Annotated in this window: 18 protein-coding genes and 1 riboswitch; of the genes, 3 read left to right on the top strand and 15 right to left on the bottom strand. The window is 40.2% G+C overall.

Going from position 1 to position 17,597, the window contains the following annotated elements:
* Window positions 1-29: 29 nt before the first annotated feature.
* From FQT24_RS08225 to FQT24_RS08160, 14 genes are all read right to left on the bottom strand, one after another.
* The gene (locus FQT24_RS08225) at window positions 30-2,462 is read right to left on the bottom strand and encodes an ATP-dependent Clp protease ATP-binding subunit (RefSeq protein ID WP_143952695.1); all 2,433 of its coding nucleotides are present in this window, start codon (window positions 2,460-2,462) and stop codon (window positions 30-32) included.
* 1 nt (window position 2,463) lies between these two features.
* Window positions 2,464-2,922, bottom strand: coding sequence for a CtsR family transcriptional regulator (locus tag FQT24_RS08220; RefSeq protein ID WP_143952694.1), 459 nt, complete (start codon window positions 2,920-2,922; stop codon window positions 2,464-2,466).
* 118 nt (window positions 2,923-3,040) lie between these two features.
* Window positions 3,041-3,769 (bottom strand): ABC transporter ATP-binding protein, encoded by a 729-nt coding sequence (locus FQT24_RS08215; protein ID WP_143952693.1) that lies wholly within the window; start codon window positions 3,767-3,769, stop codon window positions 3,041-3,043.
* Window positions 3,769-4,776 (bottom strand): ABC transporter substrate-binding protein, encoded by a 1,008-nt coding sequence (locus tag FQT24_RS08210; protein ID WP_143952692.1) that lies wholly within the window; start codon window positions 4,774-4,776, stop codon window positions 3,769-3,771. The genes FQT24_RS08215 and FQT24_RS08210 overlap by 1 nt, the downstream gene beginning before the upstream one ends.
* A gap of 39 nt (window positions 4,777-4,815) precedes the next feature.
* Window positions 4,816-5,574: an ABC transporter permease gene (locus FQT24_RS08205; protein WP_185952560.1), complete on the bottom strand. Its 759-nt coding sequence runs from the start codon at window positions 5,572-5,574 to the stop codon at window positions 4,816-4,818.
* Window positions 5,537-5,827, bottom strand: a complete 291-nt coding sequence (locus FQT24_RS08200) for a thiamine-binding protein (protein ID WP_143952690.1) — start codon at window positions 5,825-5,827, stop codon at window positions 5,537-5,539. Before FQT24_RS08200 ends, FQT24_RS08205 begins: the two co-directional genes overlap by 38 nt.
* A gap of 69 nt (window positions 5,828-5,896) precedes the next feature.
* Window positions 5,897-5,999: riboswitch (TPP riboswitch) on the bottom strand.
* Window positions 6,000-6,081: 82 nt separating this feature from the next.
* Window positions 6,082-7,200 carry a choline binding-anchored murein hydrolase CbpD gene (gene cbpD / locus FQT24_RS08195; RefSeq protein WP_143952689.1) on the bottom strand — a complete coding sequence of 373 codons (1,119 nt, stop codon included), beginning with the start codon at window positions 7,198-7,200 and terminating at the stop codon, window positions 6,082-6,084.
* An 88-nt stretch (window positions 7,201-7,288) separates the two neighbouring features.
* On the bottom strand, window positions 7,289-7,555 hold the full coding sequence (locus FQT24_RS08190) for a Veg family protein (protein ID WP_143952688.1): 267 nt from the start codon (window positions 7,553-7,555) through the stop codon (window positions 7,289-7,291).
* 1 nt (window position 7,556) lies between these two features.
* Window positions 7,557-8,909: a replicative DNA helicase gene (gene dnaB, locus FQT24_RS08185; protein WP_143952687.1), complete on the bottom strand. Its 1,353-nt coding sequence runs from the start codon at window positions 8,907-8,909 to the stop codon at window positions 7,557-7,559.
* A gap of 43 nt (window positions 8,910-8,952) precedes the next feature.
* Window positions 8,953-9,405 carry a 50S ribosomal protein L9 gene (rplI, locus tag FQT24_RS08180; protein WP_143952686.1) on the bottom strand — a complete coding sequence of 151 codons (453 nt, stop codon included), beginning with the start codon at window positions 9,403-9,405 and terminating at the stop codon, window positions 8,953-8,955.
* The gene (locus tag FQT24_RS08175) at window positions 9,402-11,375 is read right to left on the bottom strand and encodes a DHH family phosphoesterase (RefSeq protein ID WP_143952685.1); all 1,974 of its coding nucleotides are present in this window, start codon (window positions 11,373-11,375) and stop codon (window positions 9,402-9,404) included. The genes rplI and FQT24_RS08175 overlap by 4 nt, the downstream gene beginning before the upstream one ends.
* Window positions 11,376-11,510: 135 nt before the next feature.
* The gene (gene hpf / locus FQT24_RS08170; protein ID WP_004255322.1) at window positions 11,511-12,059 is read right to left on the bottom strand and encodes a ribosome hibernation-promoting factor, HPF/YfiA family; all 549 of its coding nucleotides are present in this window, start codon (window positions 12,057-12,059) and stop codon (window positions 11,511-11,513) included.
* 79 nt (window positions 12,060-12,138) lie between these two features.
* Window positions 12,139-12,801 carry a ComF family protein gene (locus FQT24_RS08165; RefSeq protein WP_143952684.1) on the bottom strand — a complete coding sequence of 221 codons (663 nt, stop codon included), beginning with the start codon at window positions 12,799-12,801 and terminating at the stop codon, window positions 12,139-12,141.
* On the bottom strand, window positions 12,798-14,096 hold the full coding sequence (locus FQT24_RS08160; RefSeq protein WP_143952683.1) for an ATP-dependent helicase ComFA: 1,299 nt from the start codon (window positions 14,094-14,096) through the stop codon (window positions 12,798-12,800). The genes FQT24_RS08165 and FQT24_RS08160 overlap by 4 nt, the downstream gene beginning before the upstream one ends.
* Before the next feature lie 56 nt (window positions 14,097-14,152).
* Here FQT24_RS08160 and FQT24_RS08155 point away from each other — a divergent pair, with 56 nt between their 5' ends.
* The 3 genes from FQT24_RS08155 (at window position 14,153) to cysK (ending at window position 16,269) form a co-directional block, all read left to right on the top strand.
* Window positions 14,153-14,788, top strand: coding sequence for a YigZ family protein (locus FQT24_RS08155; protein WP_143952682.1), 636 nt, complete (start codon window positions 14,153-14,155; stop codon window positions 14,786-14,788).
* 15 nt (window positions 14,789-14,803) lie between these two features.
* Window positions 14,804-15,247, top strand: coding sequence for a PH domain-containing protein (locus FQT24_RS08150; protein WP_143952681.1), 444 nt, complete (start codon window positions 14,804-14,806; stop codon window positions 15,245-15,247).
* A gap of 95 nt (window positions 15,248-15,342) precedes the next feature.
* Window positions 15,343-16,269, top strand: coding sequence for a cysteine synthase A (cysK, locus tag FQT24_RS08145; protein ID WP_143952680.1), 927 nt, complete (start codon window positions 15,343-15,345; stop codon window positions 16,267-16,269).
* Between the two features lie 248 nt (window positions 16,270-16,517).
* On the opposite strand, the gene tsf is transcribed toward cysK, so the two are convergent.
* Entirely contained in the window at window positions 16,518-17,558 is a 1,041-nt protein-coding gene (gene tsf, locus FQT24_RS08140; RefSeq protein WP_143952679.1) for a translation elongation factor Ts, read from the bottom strand.
* Window positions 17,559-17,597 lie beyond the last annotated feature (39 nt).

Below are 17,597 nucleotides of genomic sequence, written 5' to 3'. Positions count from 1 at the left end.
GGTCGGGAACTTTGTCCCGACCTCGTTTTTTATGCAATATCAAATTTTAACTGGCCTGCTTTGACACCAATCTTGAGGGTTCTGCCTGCCACCAGTTCTCCCTTAAGAAGAAGTTCTGCCAACTTGTCTTCCACTTCTGTTTGCAGGGTTCTGCGAAGTGGACGAGCTCCCATCTCTGGGTCATATCCTTGATTGGCCAATAATTTCAGTGCGGAAGCTTGTAATTTCAAATCAATACCTTTTTCAGCCAAACTTGCCACTAAAGGCTTGACCATAATCTTCACCACTTCCTGCATATGGTCGCTAGACAGGCTATGGAAGACCACCTTTTCATCAATACGGTTGATAAATTCCGGTCTATAAGCCTTTTTCAGCTCTTCAAACATGCGTTTTTCCATATTTTCCTGGTCAAAACGAATATCCTTGGCCCCAAAACCAACAGTCTTGTCATCCCGAAGGGCTGTCGCACCAAGGTTTGATGTCATGATGATAATAGTATTTGAAAAGTCTACCTTGCGTCCCTTGCTATCAGTCAAGACACCATCATCCAAGACCTGCAAGAGAACATTAAAGATGTCTGGGTGGGCCTTCTCTACCTCGTCAAAGAGGAGAACGGAATATGGTTTGTTGCGAACCTTCTCGGTCAACTCCCCACCTTCTTCATAACCCACATAGCCCGGAGGAGCTCCGTTGAGACGGCTGGCTGCGAATTTCTCCATATACTCACTCATATCAAAGCGGATCAAAGCTGATTCATCATCAAAGAGAACTTCTGCCAGAGCCTTGGCCAATTCGGTCTTCCCGACACCCGTCGGTCCTAAGAACATAAAGGAACCAATCGGACGCTTGTGACTGCGAATCCCTGACTGATTGCGGCGAATCGCACGGCTAATGCTTGAAACTGCTTGATCTTGACCGATGACACGTTTATGCAATTCAGCTTCCAAGTTAAGGTATTTCTTAGCGTCAGTCTGAGTCAATTTTTGAACTGGAATACCTGACAATCGACTCAAGGTGGTCAAAATATCAGCCTCTGTCACCAAGTCTTTATAGACAGGCACTTGCTCTTCTTTTGTGATTAGCTGGGCTGCCTGTTTCCACTTGCCATCCATCAAGGCCTTGTCAGCTGGACTCAAACCTGAATCGTCTGCTTTTACATACTTTGCCCTATTTTGCACTGTTGCTGCTGCCTCATCCAAGAGGTCGATAGCAGAGTCTGGCAAGTGACGACTAGTTAAGTAACGATGAGCCATCTTAACGGCTGTTTCAACCGCTTCATCTGTGATTTGCACACGGTGATGTTTCTCATAAGTCGCCTTCAAGCCTTGTAAAATGGTCATGCTGTCTGCCACGCTTGGCTCTTCAATCGTCACTTTGGCGAAACGACGAGAAAGGGCCGCATCTTTTTCGATGTGTTTTTGGTATTCTTCCTGAGTGGTGGCACCAACTGTTCTCAAAGTTCCACGCGCCAAGGCTGGCTTCAAGATATTGGCCGCATCCAGAGTTGAATCAATCCCGCTCCCAGAACCCATGATAGTGTGGAGTTCATCGATAAAGAGGATGACTTGACCATCTGCTTCAATATCCTTGATGATATTGTTCATACGTTCTTCAAAATCTCCACGGAAACGTGTCCCCGCAACGACATTCATCAAATCAAGCTCTAACACGCGCATCTTAGCCATTTCCGTAGGCACATCACCACTAGCAATACGCTGAGCTAGCCCAAGCGCCAAGGCTGTTTTCCCGACACCAGCATCTCCAACCAAGACAGGATTATTCTTGGTTTTACGGCTCAAGATTTGAATCATACGCGAGATTTCCTTGTCCCGACCGATGACTGGTTCTAACTTGCCAGAACGCGCTTGCTCTGTCAAATCATGCGTATAATCCTCGAGACCACCACTCGGAGTCTGGGGCATGCCCATCATGTTGGCCATAGAATTTTGCTTATCAGCTACTGTACGATGGCGTTGGCGTAGAGCCTTGAGGTCTTCACGAGTCCAGCCTGCACGTTCTTCTAGATTTCGACGTAGGGCAGCAATCTTGACCTGATCTTTCTTGTCTTCATATGAAAAACCAGCCCTCTCCAAGATACGAGTCGCCAAGGCATTGCCATCATGCAAAATCGCATAAAGGAGGTGCTCTGTCCCTAGCACCTTAGCATGGACCACTGACGCTACATACTCTGCTTCGTCAAAAAGAACCTGCAAACGATGAGAAAACGGCAATTCCGTAAAGGTTTCATCCTGGCTATAGTCCGTTTCAGTCAGTTCCAAAGCGACCTCTTCTAAACGGTCCATCTCATATGGATAATCATTTAAAGTCGCCCCTGCCACACTATAACTGTGATTGGACATGGCAATCAACAAGTGCCAAGACTCTAGGTAACGAGCTCCAAAATGGCCAGCCACCATGTAGGCACTTTCGATACATTCATTCAATGCTTTTGAATAGTTCATCTTACTTCCCTTTTCTATCTACCTCTTGTATGACCTGTCGTAGCATATTAGCACGAACAACTGGAGCTTCTTCTCCTAGAACGCGATCCAAAGCTACTACCATCAGCAAATTCATCTCCTGCTTGGTCATCAGTTCTTGCTCAACTAAAAGCTGTAGAATATCCTCATAAATTTCTTGACTGACCCGCTCGCCAATTGAGTAAAGTAGCTCCCTGAGCATTTCATGATGACTAGAAAACTCAATCCGTCCTATACGAATGTAGCCTCCGCCACCACGCTTACTTTCAACCAAGTAGCCTCTACTTTCCGTAAAGCGTGTCTTGATCACATAGTTAATCTGACTAGGAACAACCTGAAAAGTATCTGCCAACTGACTCCGTTGCAATTCTACAATTCCAGATTGATCTAAAATCGCCTTGATGTAGGCCTCAATATGATCCGATGTATTTTTAAATCTCATTACAAACCCACCTCTCTCTTTAAACCTTGACTATCTTTGACTATTATACCGAAATTTTCTCATTTTTAAAAGAAAAAGGGCGCTGGTAAAGGATAATCTTCACCAACTCCCTATTTTTCTACTTATTTAAGCCTAATTCTGCCAAGATTTGACGTTTGTAGGCAATCTTTTGAACCTCTTTGTCCTCATCTTCAGACCAATCTGGTTTAATTTCTGAAACAATCTGCCCAGGGCGATTTTTCAAGATATAGATGCGGTCGCTGAGACTGAGAGCCTCCTCGATACTATGCGTGATAATCAATGTTGTCAGTTGCAACTGCTTGTGAATCTCCAGATACCAAGCGTGGAGTTCCATCTTGGTCATCTCATCCAAGGCGCTAAAGGCCTCATCCAAGAGAAAGAGCTTGTGCCCGAAAAGGTAGGTCCGGAGTAAGGCCACACGCTGGCGCATCCCGCCACTAAGTTCATGAGGATACTTGTCCCTTACAGCTGTCAACTGGAAGGTAGCAAGAATTTCATCTGCGCGAGCAATAGCTTCTGCCTTATCCACTTTTTGAATCAAGAGGGGCAGAATGATATTACCAAGCACCGTCTTGTGCTCCAAGAGCAAGTCCTTTTGCAACATATAACTCACGCGCCCCTTGGGATTCTCCTCCCCATCAAGAACAATTCGCCCTGACTGGACTTCTAAAATCCCAGCGATTAGATTAAAGAGGGTGGTCTTTCCAACACCACTTGGGCCTAGGATGGAAACCACTTCACCTGAAGTTACCTGCAGGTTGATATCCTCTAAAATTTTCTCCTGACCATAAGCATAACTGACGTGTTCTAGTCTAATTTCTGTCATTATTTCACAAATTCGTTGGTAAAGCCTTTGTCTGTCAAGTCTTCTTTAAGGATACCATTTTCTTTATCCCATTTGTAGAAGGCATTCCAACGAGCTGCATCAAATTGCCCCCATTTTTCCTTGTCGCTTGCGTATTCTTTTGACAAGTATTTTTGAGATTCGATGACAAAGTCACGTTTTTCCTTTAGTTCAGGTGCATTTTTGATGAGGATATCAGCTGCTTCCTCTGGATGCTCCATAGCATATTGGTAGCCTTTTTTGATGGCTTGGATAACTTTGCGAGCTTCTTCTTTGTTGTCTTTGAGGTAGTCGTTGTTGGCGATGATAACTGGTGAGTAGTAGTCAAATTCCTTAACGTAGTCTTTCAAATACATGAAGTTAGCATCTACACCTTGAGATTTTGCAAGAATTCCATCCCATCCATAGTAGATCCAAGCAGTGTCAAAGACACCATTAGCGATTGGTGTGATAGAGTTTGAGTCATTATTTGGTACTTTTTCTACCTTCTCAAAGTCTCCACCTTGTGATTCTACCAAGGTTTTCAACATAGCAAGTTCCGTTGGGTCATTCCAAGTTCCGTATTTCTTACCAACTAAGTCTTTTGGACTAGCTACATTGTCAGATTTACGAGAGATGATTCCTGATGTATTGTGTTCTACGATAGCTGCAACAGCAGTAATTCCTGCCCCTTTTTCCAATTTCTTCGCCATGTAATCTTGGAAATACACTGCAAATGGTGCCTTGCCATTGATAACCAAGTCAGAAGAACTTTCTTCTGGCGGAAGTTTCAAGTCTACATCTACTCCAGCTTCTTTGAAATAACCTTTTTCCTTGGCAACATAAAGCCCTGTGTGGTTGGTATTTGGTGTCCAGTCTAGGATAAAGTCAATCTTCTTGAGTTCTGTCTCTTTGTTGTCCTTAGAAGCAGTTCCTTGACCACAGGCCACAAGCACAACAGCTACAAGAGCTGTCACAAGCGTTAAAAACACTTTCCATGTTTTCTTCATTTCAATTTCCTCTTTTCTTTTTCAGAAACATCCTTTTTCTTATGAACGTTTCCATTTAATAACATATTTCTCGCTGATATCGACCAACTTCATACCCAGAAGGCTGATAATCGATACCAGAATAATAATAGCAAACATGGTATCATACTGAAACAGTTTCTTGGACTGAATCATGTAGACACCTAGTCCTTCAAAGCCTCCCAACCACTCAGATACCACTGTTGTGATGAAGGCGTAGGAGACACTGACCCTCAGACCTGCATAAAAGTAAGGCAGGCTGACTGGGATTTTAAAATGCCACAGGATTTGCCAAGGTTTGGCCTGCATCAGACTAAACAAGGTCAGCATATCCTTATCACAATGCCTAAAACCGTCCAAAATACTGACGATGATAGGAAAAGTTGTCGTCAAGATAATCAAGACAATCTTGGGCAAAATCCCATAACCGAGCCACAAGACCAGAATAGGGGCTATAGCAATAGTCGGGATAGTCTGAACAACCACCATCATAGGGTAAATCAGGTCATTGAGCCAAGTCAAACTGTCCATAAGCACAGCCATGAGACAGGCAATCAAGACTCCCAAAATCAGCCCCAATAAAGCCACTCTCAAGGTTGCCCAGCTATGGTGCCAGAGAAATTCTCTATCACGAACAAAGGACTGGAGAATTTCAAGAGGTGTCGGCAGGATAAACTTGGGGAGAAGTTTAAGAAAACCTGCTAACTGCCAGATTGACAAGACCCCCATAAAGCCCAATAGACTAATGTGTCGTCTCAGTATACTTTTCAAGTTTCTCATCAATACTTAAAATCTCTCCTACATTTATTTTGACATTGGCAAAGACATTATCTGCCTTTTGTCCTGCCACTTCTAGCGCTTCTTTGAGAATGCGCAGAAGCTCATCAAACTCCCCTTCCAAGACCGTTTCAAATGGTGTCACCACCATGGTCACTTCTTGAGCTTGCAGATAAGCAATGACCTGATCGATAACAGCTATCCGATCAATCCCCTGCGATAGGGGTAAAACTTGCAAGGCAATGCTTGCTTTCATAAAAACCTCCTCTTCTCGTTTTCCTTTGATAAAAAGAAAAACCTTTACCATATATGGAAAAAGGTCAAGAATAGACTAAGTATCGTTCCCTACGCTGGCATTACCCAGATCAGGTGCGGTCGAAGCTTAACGCTTCCTCTCAGACTGTACACAGACTCCCATATATTATATGGACATATGATAGCGCAAAATAAAAAAAATGTCAAGGAAACTGCTTACAGAAAAGGGTAGGAAAATTTTCCTACTCCCATTTTCTATACTCGTTCTCCATCACTATTTACTCTGTAGCCATCCACCGTCGTATTGACGGCTAAGGCGCCCGAAGAGTAAGAATAATACCACTTACCAGAGACTTGATACCAACCTGTTTTCATTGCCCCTGAACTATCTAAATAATACCACAGACCATTTTCCTTTAACCATCCTGTCTGCATTTCACCAGATGATTTCAAATAATACCAACTAGCCCCATCCTTCAACCAGCCTGTTGATTTAGAGCCATTTGATTTGAAATGATACCAACTACCATTTATTTTCTTCCAACCAACAGTTGAACTACTATTGGATCCATAGCTAGAGCTATTTCCTGATTGATTCTGAGAATTCTGTGAAGAAGGCACTCCCTCTAGCTGGATATAGCGACGGCTTCCATTATAAGCCGTATAACTCAACCACTTGTATCCATCTTTTTCGAGAATTTGATCATAATGAACATTCTCACCAGGATAATAGTAATCAATCGCAGTTGCGCTAGCTAGAGGCTGATTTTTGATAGCAGCCTTAGACTTGAAAAAATGTGTTCCTCCTGTTGAAACTGAGGATTGACTATTCCCAACACTGCCACCAGCTAAATCTTTAAAATGAATAAAGCCAGTCATGGTATTGGCCTTCACGACGCGCTTATTGTAAGATTCCCTTATTCCATAGTTGTATTCTTCAATCTCAATCTCATCTCCAATTACATTTGACACCCAAGCAACATGACCATAAGTTCCTGCAGTAGACCAAGCAATCGAGCCAATCGCTGGTCTATTATCAACACGATATCCTTCACGACGAGCACGATAGCCCCATTCATTCGCATTTCCATAAGCTCCTGGAATCTCAAAACCATTGACATTACTCAAACGAAAGGCTGCAAAAGAAGTACACTGACGAGAATACATCCGCCATTTATCAATCTCCTGGCTCCCATTTTTATAATAAACAGGATAATCATCCCCACGTGCAATCGAGCCACTTCCTCCCGAATAGGCAGATACACTATTACCCGCTGCTAACATCAATCCTACTACTAAAAAAGGAACAACCTTTTTAACTGATTTTCTAAAAGAAAATCTTGTCTCTGTTACTGTAAATGGTGAATTTTTCATTCTTCCTCCTTGAAAAATAATATAAATCGAAGATTACCTTCACTTAAACTATTCGGAGAAAAAAGAAAAAGTGAGAAAATTTCTCACTTTAGTCAAGATAATGAATCAAATTCTTTTCTGTAAGGATATCTGAGTAAGTAAAGGATTCAACGTAAACATTAGCTTGTTTATCTCCTTCAACGTTTCCAAATTCAACGATAAATAGGGATGGATAAACTTCAATTAACTTACCCAATCTATTTTTTTGGCGCTTACGACCATTCTCCAAAGTCATTTCTACGACTTGTCCCTCATGTGCCTTGATTTCTTCTTTGATTTTTTTCATCTTGGCTACATCTGTAAATACATCTGACATCTTATGCCTCCCTCTTTGAGATACTTGAAAATTTATTGTATTCTTTTTGGAAAATCAATTCCACTGTCCCACGAGCTCCACTACGGTTTTTCTCGATAATAACTTCTACCTTATTATTCGGTATGCCTTCCTCTTCTTCACCACCACGCTCATAGTAGTCGTCGCGATAAAGAAAGGCTACGATATCAGCGTCCTGCTCAATAGATCCAGATTCACGAATATCAGACAAGACTGGTCTCTTATCCTGACGTTGTTCTACACCACGAGATAGCTGACTTAGAGCGATTACTGGAACTTTCAGTTCCTTAGCTAAAATTTTCAACTGACGTGAAATTTCTGAAACCTCTTGTTGACGATTTTCTCGACCAGTTCCCGTGATAAGCTGCAAATAGTCTATCAAAATCAAGCCTAGATTTCCAGTTTCTTGAGCTAATTTACGGGAACGAGAACGAATCTCTGTAATCCGAATTCCTGGCGTATCATCAATATAAATACTTGCATTAGCTAGATTCCCTTGAGCAATGGTATACTTTTGCCACTCCTCATCTGTCAATTGCCCTGTACGGATAGAATGGGATTCCACCAAACCTTCTGCCGCAAGCATACGATCCACTAGACTTTCCGCACCCATTTCGAGCGAAAAGATAGCAACTGTTTTGTCCAACTTAGTTCCAATATTCTGAGCAATATTCAAGGCAAAGGCTGTCTTACCAACCGCTGGACGGGCTGCTATGATAATCAACTCCTCCTCATGAAGTCCAGTCGTCATATGATCCAAATCACGATAACCTGTCGCAATACCAGTAATATCGGTCGTTTGTTGCGAGCGGGCTTCCAGATTTCCAAAGTTGACATTCAACACATCTCGAATACTCTTAAACCCACTTCGATTAGCATTTTCACTGACATCAATCAGCCCTTTTTCTGCCTGAGCAATGATTTCATCAGCTGGTTGCGAAGCCTCGTAAGCTTGATTGACAGACTCTGTCAACTTGGAGATTAATCGTCGTAGCATAGCCTTTTCTGCAACGATTTTAGCATAATACTCCGCATTAGCAGAAGTTGGCACAGAATTGACAATCTCAACTAAGTAAGACAGGCCGCCAATATTCTGCAAATCACCTTGATTATCAAGGATAGTACGAACCGTTGTTGCATCTATGGCATCCCCACGATCGGATAAATCGACCATAGCTTGGAAAATCAAACGATGGGCATACTTAAAAAAGTCCCGAGACTCAATATATTCTCGTACAAAAACAAGCTTACTCTCGTCAATAAAGATAGCCCCCAAAACGGATTGCTCAGCCAAGATATCTTGAGGTTGTACTCGTAACTCTTCTACTTCTGCCATCAGACTTCCCTTCCTTTTACAATCTTGTCAAGAAGGTGTAAATTTATCCTTCTTTCACACGAAGATTGATTACACTTATGATATCTTGATAGATTTTCACTGGTACATCAATTAAACCAACTGCTCGAATAGGAGCCTGTACTTGGATATGACGTTTATCAATCTTAATTCCAAATTGCTTTTGCAATTCTTCAGCAATCTTCTTATTGGTAATTGAACCAAAGGTACGGCCATCTGGACCAACTTTTTCAACAAATTCTACAACAGTTTCTTCTGCTTCAAGTTGGGCTTTAATTGCTTTTGCTTCTGCAATCATCTCAGCGTGAGCTTTTTCTTCAGATTTTTGTTTACCACGAAGTTCACCTACAGCTTGAGCAGTCGCTTCTTTGGCTAGATTCTTTTTGATAAGAAAGTTTTGCGCATACCCTGTTGGTACTTCCTTAATTTCGCCTTTTTTACCTTTTCCTTTAACATCTGCTAAAAAGATTACTTTCATTCTTCTTTCTCCTTTTCCTTTATTTCATTTAATACAATTTCTGTCAGTTTTTCACCTGCTTCTGACAAGGTTAAATCTTTAATTTGAGCTGCAGCCAAATTAAAGTGGCCTCCACCCCCCAGCTCTTCCATAATCCGTTGTACATTCAGTTTACTACGACTACGAGCTGAGATAGAGATAAATCCTTGTGTATTCTTCGCAAGAACAAAACTCGCTTCAATACCTGACATAGCTAACATGGCATCTGCTGCCTTACTAATAACAACTGTATCATAGCATTTCGAGTCCTGAGCCTCTGCTATCAATACATCTGAACCTAATTTACGCCCTTGTAAAATCAGTTCATTGACCTCACGATATTCTTCAAAATCTGTCGCAGCGATTTCTTGGATAGCAATACTATCACTTCCTCTCGTTCTGAGATAGCTAGCAACATCAAATGTCCGACTAGTCACTCGTGAGGTGAAATTTTTAGTATCCAACATCATACCAGCCATCAAGACGCTTGCTTGCATACGACTCAAACGATTTTTCTTAGAATTTTGGAACTGTAGCAATTCCGTTACCAACTCACTAGCACTACTTGCACCACTTTCAATATAAGTAATGACTGCATTATCTGGGAAATCCTGATCCCTTCTATGGTGGTCAATGACGATGGTTTGGGTAAATAAATCATACAAATCTTTTGATAAAGTTAAAGCTGTCTTTGAATGGTCTACAAGAATCAGCAAAGAACGATTGGTCACCATCCCCATTGCATCCTTAACAGACAACAACTTCGTAACTCCTTCTTTTTCTAAGAATGAAACAGCCCGTTCAATATCTGGTGACATTTGTTCTGCGTCATAAATAGCATAGCTATTTTCAGTCACATTGCTGGCAAATAACTGCATACCTACAGCAGAGCCCAAAGCATCCATATCCAGATTTTTGTGACCAACTACAAAAACCTGATCCACACTACGAATCTTATCTGAAATAGCCGTCATCATAGCACGCGTACGAGTCCGTGTACGTTTGATTGAGGCAGCAGACCCACCACCAAAATAAACTGGATTTTTAGTTTCGTCATTCTCCTTGACAACCACCTGGTCGCCACCACGCACTTCAGCCAAGTTCAAGTTGAGCAAAGCAACTTTCCCTATTTCATCATGATTTCCATCACCATAAGAAAATCCCATACTTAAGGTCAAAGGCAGTTGTCTCTGTTTCGCCTCTTCTCTGAATGCATCAATAACAGAAAATTTATCATTCATCAATCCCTCAAGTACCGTGTAGTCCGTAAATAAATAAAAACGATCCATACTCACTCGACGAGAGAACATGGCATGCTTCACAGCAAATTCTGAAACAAAATTGGCTACAAAACTATTAATATGACTGATATCAGACTCCGATGTTTCATCTTCTAAGTCATCATAGTTGTCAACGGAGACAATCCCAATAACAGGTCTACTCGTAACTAACTCAACAGTCGCTTCGTACTCTCCAGACACATCAAAGAAGTAAAGAACTCCAGACACCTTGTCCATATGAACCGAATAGCGGGTCTCACCCAAGGTAGCATAAGAACCTGGATTTCCTACCGATGCCTTGATAATTGTTTGAATTAATGCCACATCAATCTCGCCAACTTCATTAGTTAAGATCAATTCAGCATAAGGATTAAACCATTCAACCTCACCTGACGACAAGTCTAATTTAATAACTCCGACAGGCATCTGTTCTAACAAGGTTGTCAAACTATCTTCAGCTTGGTGGTTTACATACTGAATTTGTTCTACTTCACTCCTTGAGTAGTACTCTCTTTGATGAATGAATAGTAAAATATATGAACCCAAAATAAGTAGCAAAAGAAATAGCGTTACCAGTGTATTCGTTACAAAAACAAGTTGCACAGATAGCACTCCGAACGCCACTATTCCTAATATTAAGGGAAAAATAGGACTTACATAAAATTTTTTCATTCCAAACCTCTTGGCACCCATTATACCATAATAACCACCAAAAAGCGACTTTTTAAAAGTGTAATCAGTAATTCTATCAATTATAATAAAAAGGAGGTTTACAAATCAGTAAACCTTCCTTTACACATATTGAAATTAAGATTCTTTAACTTCTAACAGACCAATTTCTCCATCCTCACGACGATAAATCACATTAGTTGTTTGATCTTCAACATCCACATAGATAAAGAAATCATGTCCCAACAAATCCATCTGTAGAATAGCTTCTTCCAAATCCATTGGTTTTAAATCAATTTGTTTTGAACGAACAACTCTAGATTGAACAACATTTGTATCTTCCACCAAAGCATCTGTAAATAATTGACTAGTTGCTACCTTATTTTTATTTTTACGCTCGATTTTTGTTTTATTTTTACGAATCTGACGTTCAATTTTATCAGTTACAAGGTCAATTGAACCATACATATCTTGAGACACATCTTCTGCACGAAGAGTAATTGAGCCAAGCGGAATCGTTACTTCCACTTTAGCAGTTTTTTCACGATACACCTTCAAGTTAACTCGAGCATCCAACTCTTGTTCAGCTTGAAAATACTTTTCGATCTTTTCGAGTTTAGAAACTACATAATCACGAATTGCTTCTGTTACTTCTAGGTTTTCACCACGGATACTATATTTAATCATATGAGTACCTTCTTTCTAAACATTTTTGTTTTTCTGATTTCATTATAACGCTTTCATTTTAGTTTTGCAAATTTTTTCCTCATCTTACAAGGGAAAATGTTTTTACATCCTCAGCACCCGCTTCTTCCAACAGCTTCTTCACACGATTTATAGTTGTTCCAGTAGTATAAATGTCATCTATAAGTAGGATTTTTTTAGGAATAGTGACTCCCCTTTTAATAAAGAAAGGAAGTTCTGTCCCCAAGCGTTCTGAACGATTTTTAGAAGAACTAGCCCGCTCTTCTCTCTTCTCTAGTAAGTCTTGAAAAGAGAACCCTGCTGCTTCAACTAAACCTTCAACCTGGTTAAATCCCCTCTCGAGCAATCTTTCAGGACTTAGGGGAATTACAACAAATTGATACTCTTTGTACTTTTTTAACTCCTCACTTAAAACTGAAGCAAAAACTTTTCTTAAAAGGAAGTCTCCATCAAACTTATACCGACTGAAAAAATCCTTCATAGCTTGATTGTAAGTAAAAATCGCTCTATGACTGACCTCAACTCCTTCTTTACACCAAAATTGACAATCTTGACACTTCATTGACAAACCTGTTTTCATACAGTTTGAACAGTTCTTTTCTCCAATCCTCTCAAAAGTAGAATCACAATCTAAACAAAGACAGGAGACATCATTCCTCAGAAGTAAGAGACTACTAAAAGTTAAAACAGCCTTCATAGTCTGCCCACATAATAAGCACTTCATAGCCCCGCCTCCTTATTCATCTGCTGAATTTCCTTAATTGCCTTCTTGATTGAAGTATTTAACCCATCATGGAAAAAAAGCAAATCTCCTGTCGGTCTGTCCATACTCCGACCGACACGTCCTCCAATCTGTATTAAACTAGACTTGGTAAACAGACGATGATTGGCCTCTACTACGAAAACATCTACACAAGGGAAGGTAACTCCACGCTCCAATATTGTCGTACTGATAAGTATTGTCAATTCTCCATCTCGAAAAGCTTGTACTTTCTCTAATCGATCTTCTGTGACAGACGATACAAAACCAATTTTCTCATTTGGAAATTGCTCCTGTATGATTTCTTTTAACTGTTCCCCTTTCTTAATCTCTGAGGCAAAAATAAGTAACGGATAACCTGTCTTTCTCTGTTTCTCAATATAAGACTTTAACTTTGGTGACAAACACTTCTTCTCTAAATAGCGATTAAAATCCGATAACCAGACAGGTTTAGGAATAATTAACGGATTTCCATGAAATCGTCTTGGCAAGCTTAATCGTTTTAATTCTCCTAAACGGACCTTCCTATCTAACTCATCCGTCGAAGTCGCTGTTAAAAAGATCCTCAGCCCATTCTCCTTTACACTATTCTTGACAGCATGGTAAAGCGTAGGATTGTCAACATAAGGAAAAGCATCTACTTCATCTACTATCAACAAATCAAAAGCATGATAAAATTTTAACAGCTGATGAGCCGTTGCAACAACTAGTGGTGTTCGAAAATATGGTTCTGATTCTCCGTGTAGTAAAGCTATCTCGCAAGCAAAATCATCTTGCAGTCGCTTATACAGCTCCAAACACACATCGATTCTGGGACTGGCCAAACAAACTGCACCACCTTCATCAATCACTTTGGCCACAACTTGGTAAATCATTTCTGTCTTTCCAGCTCCTGTTACCGCATGTACCAAGGTTGGCTCCTGCTTATCTACTGCTCGAATCAGTCCCTCTGACACCTTCTCTTGAAAAGGAGTTAATTGACCACTCCATTTAAGAACATCTTGCTTCGGAAAATCCTCCTGCGGAAAATAGTATAAAGCTTGATCACTTCTAACTCGCTTCATAATTAAGCACTCCCGACAATAGTAAGCACCGATGGGCAAATACCATTCTTCTAGAATAGTACTATTACAACGTTGGCAGAACAATTTCCCCTTCTCCTTTCTCATTGCTGGAAGTCTCTCCGCCAACTGACATTCTTCTTCTGTTAATTCATTCTCCGTAAACAAACGACCGAGATAATTTGGATTTACTTTCATACTTCTTTATTCGTAAAAACCTAGCGCTTTAGATAATTTTTTAGTACAATTAAATCATGGAATTTAGAACAATTAAAGAGGACGGTCAAGTCCAAGAAGAAATCAAAAAATCACGCTTTATCTGTCATGCCAAGCGTGTTTATAGCGAAGAAGAGGCTCGAGACTTCATTACTGCCATCAAAAAAGAACACTACAAAGCTACGCACAACTGCTCGGCCTTCATTATTGGGGAACGTAGTGAAATTAAACGGACAAGTGATGATGGTGAGCCTAGTGGTACTGCTGGCGTTCCCATGCTTGGGGTGCTAGAAAATCACAATCTTACTAATATCTGTGTGATAGTGACACGCTACTTTGGTGGCATTAAGCTAGGCGCTGGAGGATTGATTCGTGCTTACGCAGGCAGTGTTGCCTTAGCTGTCAAGGAAATTGGCATCATTGAAATAAAAGAACAGGCTGGCATTGCTATTCAAATGTCTTACGCTCAGTACCAAGAGTACAGTAACTTTCTTAAGGAACATGATCTTATGGAACTTGAGACAAACTTTACAGATCAAGTCGATACGATGATTTATGTTGATAAAGAAGAAAAAGATAATATTAAAGCTGCACTGGTGGAGTTTTTTAATGGAAAAGTTACTTTAACTGATCAAGGTTTACGTGAAGTTGAAGTTCCTGTAAACTTAGTGTAAACAAAGGAGAAAAATATGGCATTTGGAAAATTCATTCAAGGACTCGCTGGTAACTTTAGCGAGCAAAACAAAGAAACTCTTATCAAAGAATATGGACAATATCTACTGGAAAATGAAGAAATTCAAAGTGGATATAAACTGATTCGTGACTCAATTATATTTACAAATATCCGTATTATCTTTACAGATAAACAAGGCGCTACTGGTCGTAAGATGTCCATTAAATCAATTTTTTTGATGAATATTGTTAATGTTGAAATGGAAACTGCAGGAGCAGGTATAGATGATAGTGAAATAACGATTACTTATCTAGAAAATGTTTTTCTAAAAGCACATAATGAGCATTTTAGTACTCATAAATTTGAATTTCCTAAGAAAACAGATATCGTTCCACTTTACACCTATTTACTAGAATTAGCTTATCACAATCGCTTGAAAATTAATGGCTTAGACCTATGATATAAAAAAATCCTATCGCTTCGATAGGATTTCTATATTTTACAAATGGTATAGATAGCGTTATACTAGAAATATCTTATACAAAGAGGTGTATTATGGCTATTTATAACAACATTACTGAACTAATCGGACAAACACCGATTGTTAAACTCAACAACATTGTTCCAGAAGGTGCTGCGGACGTTTACGTAAAGCTTGAAGCATTTAACCCTGGTTCATCTGTAAAAGATCGTATTGCCCTTAGCATGATTGAAAAAGCTGAACAAGACGGTATTCTGAAACCAGGTTCTACTATTGTTGAAGCAACAAGTGGAAATACTGGTATTGGGCTTTCATGGGTAGGTGCTGCTAAAGGGTATAAAGTTGTCATCGTTATGCCTGAAACGATGAGTGTAGAACGACGTAAAATTATCCAAGCTTATGGTGCTGAACTCGTCCTAACTCCTGGTAGCGAAGGAATGAAAGGTGCTATTGCTAAGGCCCAAGAAATCGCTGCTGAACGCGATGGTTTCCTTCCTCTTCAATTTGACAATCCAGCTAATCCAGAAGTACACGAAAGAACAACAGGAGCTGAGATACTAGCTGCTTTCGGTAAAGATGGATTAGATGCCTTTGTTGCTGGAGTCGGTACCGGTGGAACAATTTCTGGTGTTTCTCATGCACTCAAAACAGCAAACTCAAGAATTCAAGTTTTTGCAGTAGAAGCAGATGAATCTGCTATTCTGTCTGGAGAAAAACCTGGCCCTCACAAAATTCAAGGTATCTCAGCTGGATTTATTCCTGATACACTAGATACAAACGCCTATGATGGTATCGTTCGTGTAACATCAGACGATGCTCTCGCACTTGGCCGTGAGATTGGCGGAAAAGAAGGATTCCTTGTTGGTATTTCTTCAGCTGCAGCTATCTACGGAGCCATCGAAGTTGCTAAGAAATTGGGTACAGGTAAGAAAGTCCTTGCTCTAGCACCAGATAACGGCGAACGTTATTTGTCTACATCACTCTATGAATTTGAAGTGTAGTCTTCTAAATACATTTAGCCCTTATAATAGGGCTTTTTGTTTTAACTATAGTAGATTCAAATAAGATGTGAACAAATCGATTAAGAAAGTTAAATTAATTTCTAAAAATGTTTTAGCAGCCGTAGTGTACCATTCTAGTTTCAATCCACTATATTTCTAATTGAGTGAGTCTTGGCAAAAAACAATTTCAGGAGAAAATCTAAGATCTATACAACAAAAAAGGAAGCAATTTAGCTTCCTTTTTATTATTAGTTATTCAAGGCTGCTGCCATTGTAGCTGCAACTTCAGCTTCAAAGTCGTTTGCAGCTTTCTCGATACCTTCACCAACTTCAAAGCGAGCGAACTCAACTACTGAAGCGTTAACTGATTCAAGGTATGCTTCAACTGTCTTGCTGTCATCCATGATGTATACTTGTGCAAGAAGTGTGTAAGCTTGGTCAACTTTAGTGTTGTCAAGCATGAAGCGGTCCATTTTACCTGGGATGATTTTGTCCCAGATTTTTTCTGGTTTTCCTTCTGCAGCTAACTCAGCTTTGATATCAGCTTCAGCTTGAGCGATTACTTCATCAGTCAATTGAGATTTTGATCCATACTTCAAGTGTGGAAGAGCTGGTTTGTTAACCATTGCGCGGCTTTCATTGTCTTGGTCGATTACGTGGTTCAATTGTGCCAACTCATCTTTAACGAATTGCTCATCCAATTCTTTGTAAGAAAGAACTGTTGGTTTCATCGCTGCGATGTGCATTGACAATTGTTTAGCAAGTGCTTCGTCTCCACCTTCAACAACTGAAATAACACCGATACGTCCACCGTTATGTTGGTATGCTCCAAAGTGTTGTGCATCTGTTTTTTCAATCAACGCAAAGCGACGGAATGAGATTTTTTCTCCGATAGTTGCTGTTGCAGATACGTATGCAGCTTCAAGAGTTTCACCTGAAGGCATTGTCAAAGCAAGTGCTTCTTCATTATTAGCAGGTTTTCCTTCAGCAATAATTTTAGCTGTAGTATTTACCAATTCAACGAATTGAGCGTTTTTCGCAACGAAGTCAGTTTCAGCGTTTACTTCAATAACTGCTGCAACATTACCGTTAACATAAACACCAGTCAAACCTTCTGCAGCAACACGGTCAGCTTTCTTAGCTGCTTTTGCCATACCTTTTTCGCGAAGCAATTCAATCGCTTTTTCGATATCGCCTTCCACTTCAACCAATGCTTTTTTAGCGTCCATAACACCAGCACCAGATTTTTCACGCAACTCTTTAACAAGTTTAGCTGTAATTTCTGCCATTTTGATTCTCCTATATTTTTTAAAAATAGGAGAGCCGGG

It is taken from the genome of Streptococcus mitis, from assembly GCF_901542415.1.
Classification (GTDB): domain Bacteria; phylum Bacillota; class Bacilli; order Lactobacillales; family Streptococcaceae; genus Streptococcus; species Streptococcus mitis_BL.
Note: the sequence above shows the minus strand (reverse complement) of the source record. Positions and strands in the feature narration are given on the sequence as shown.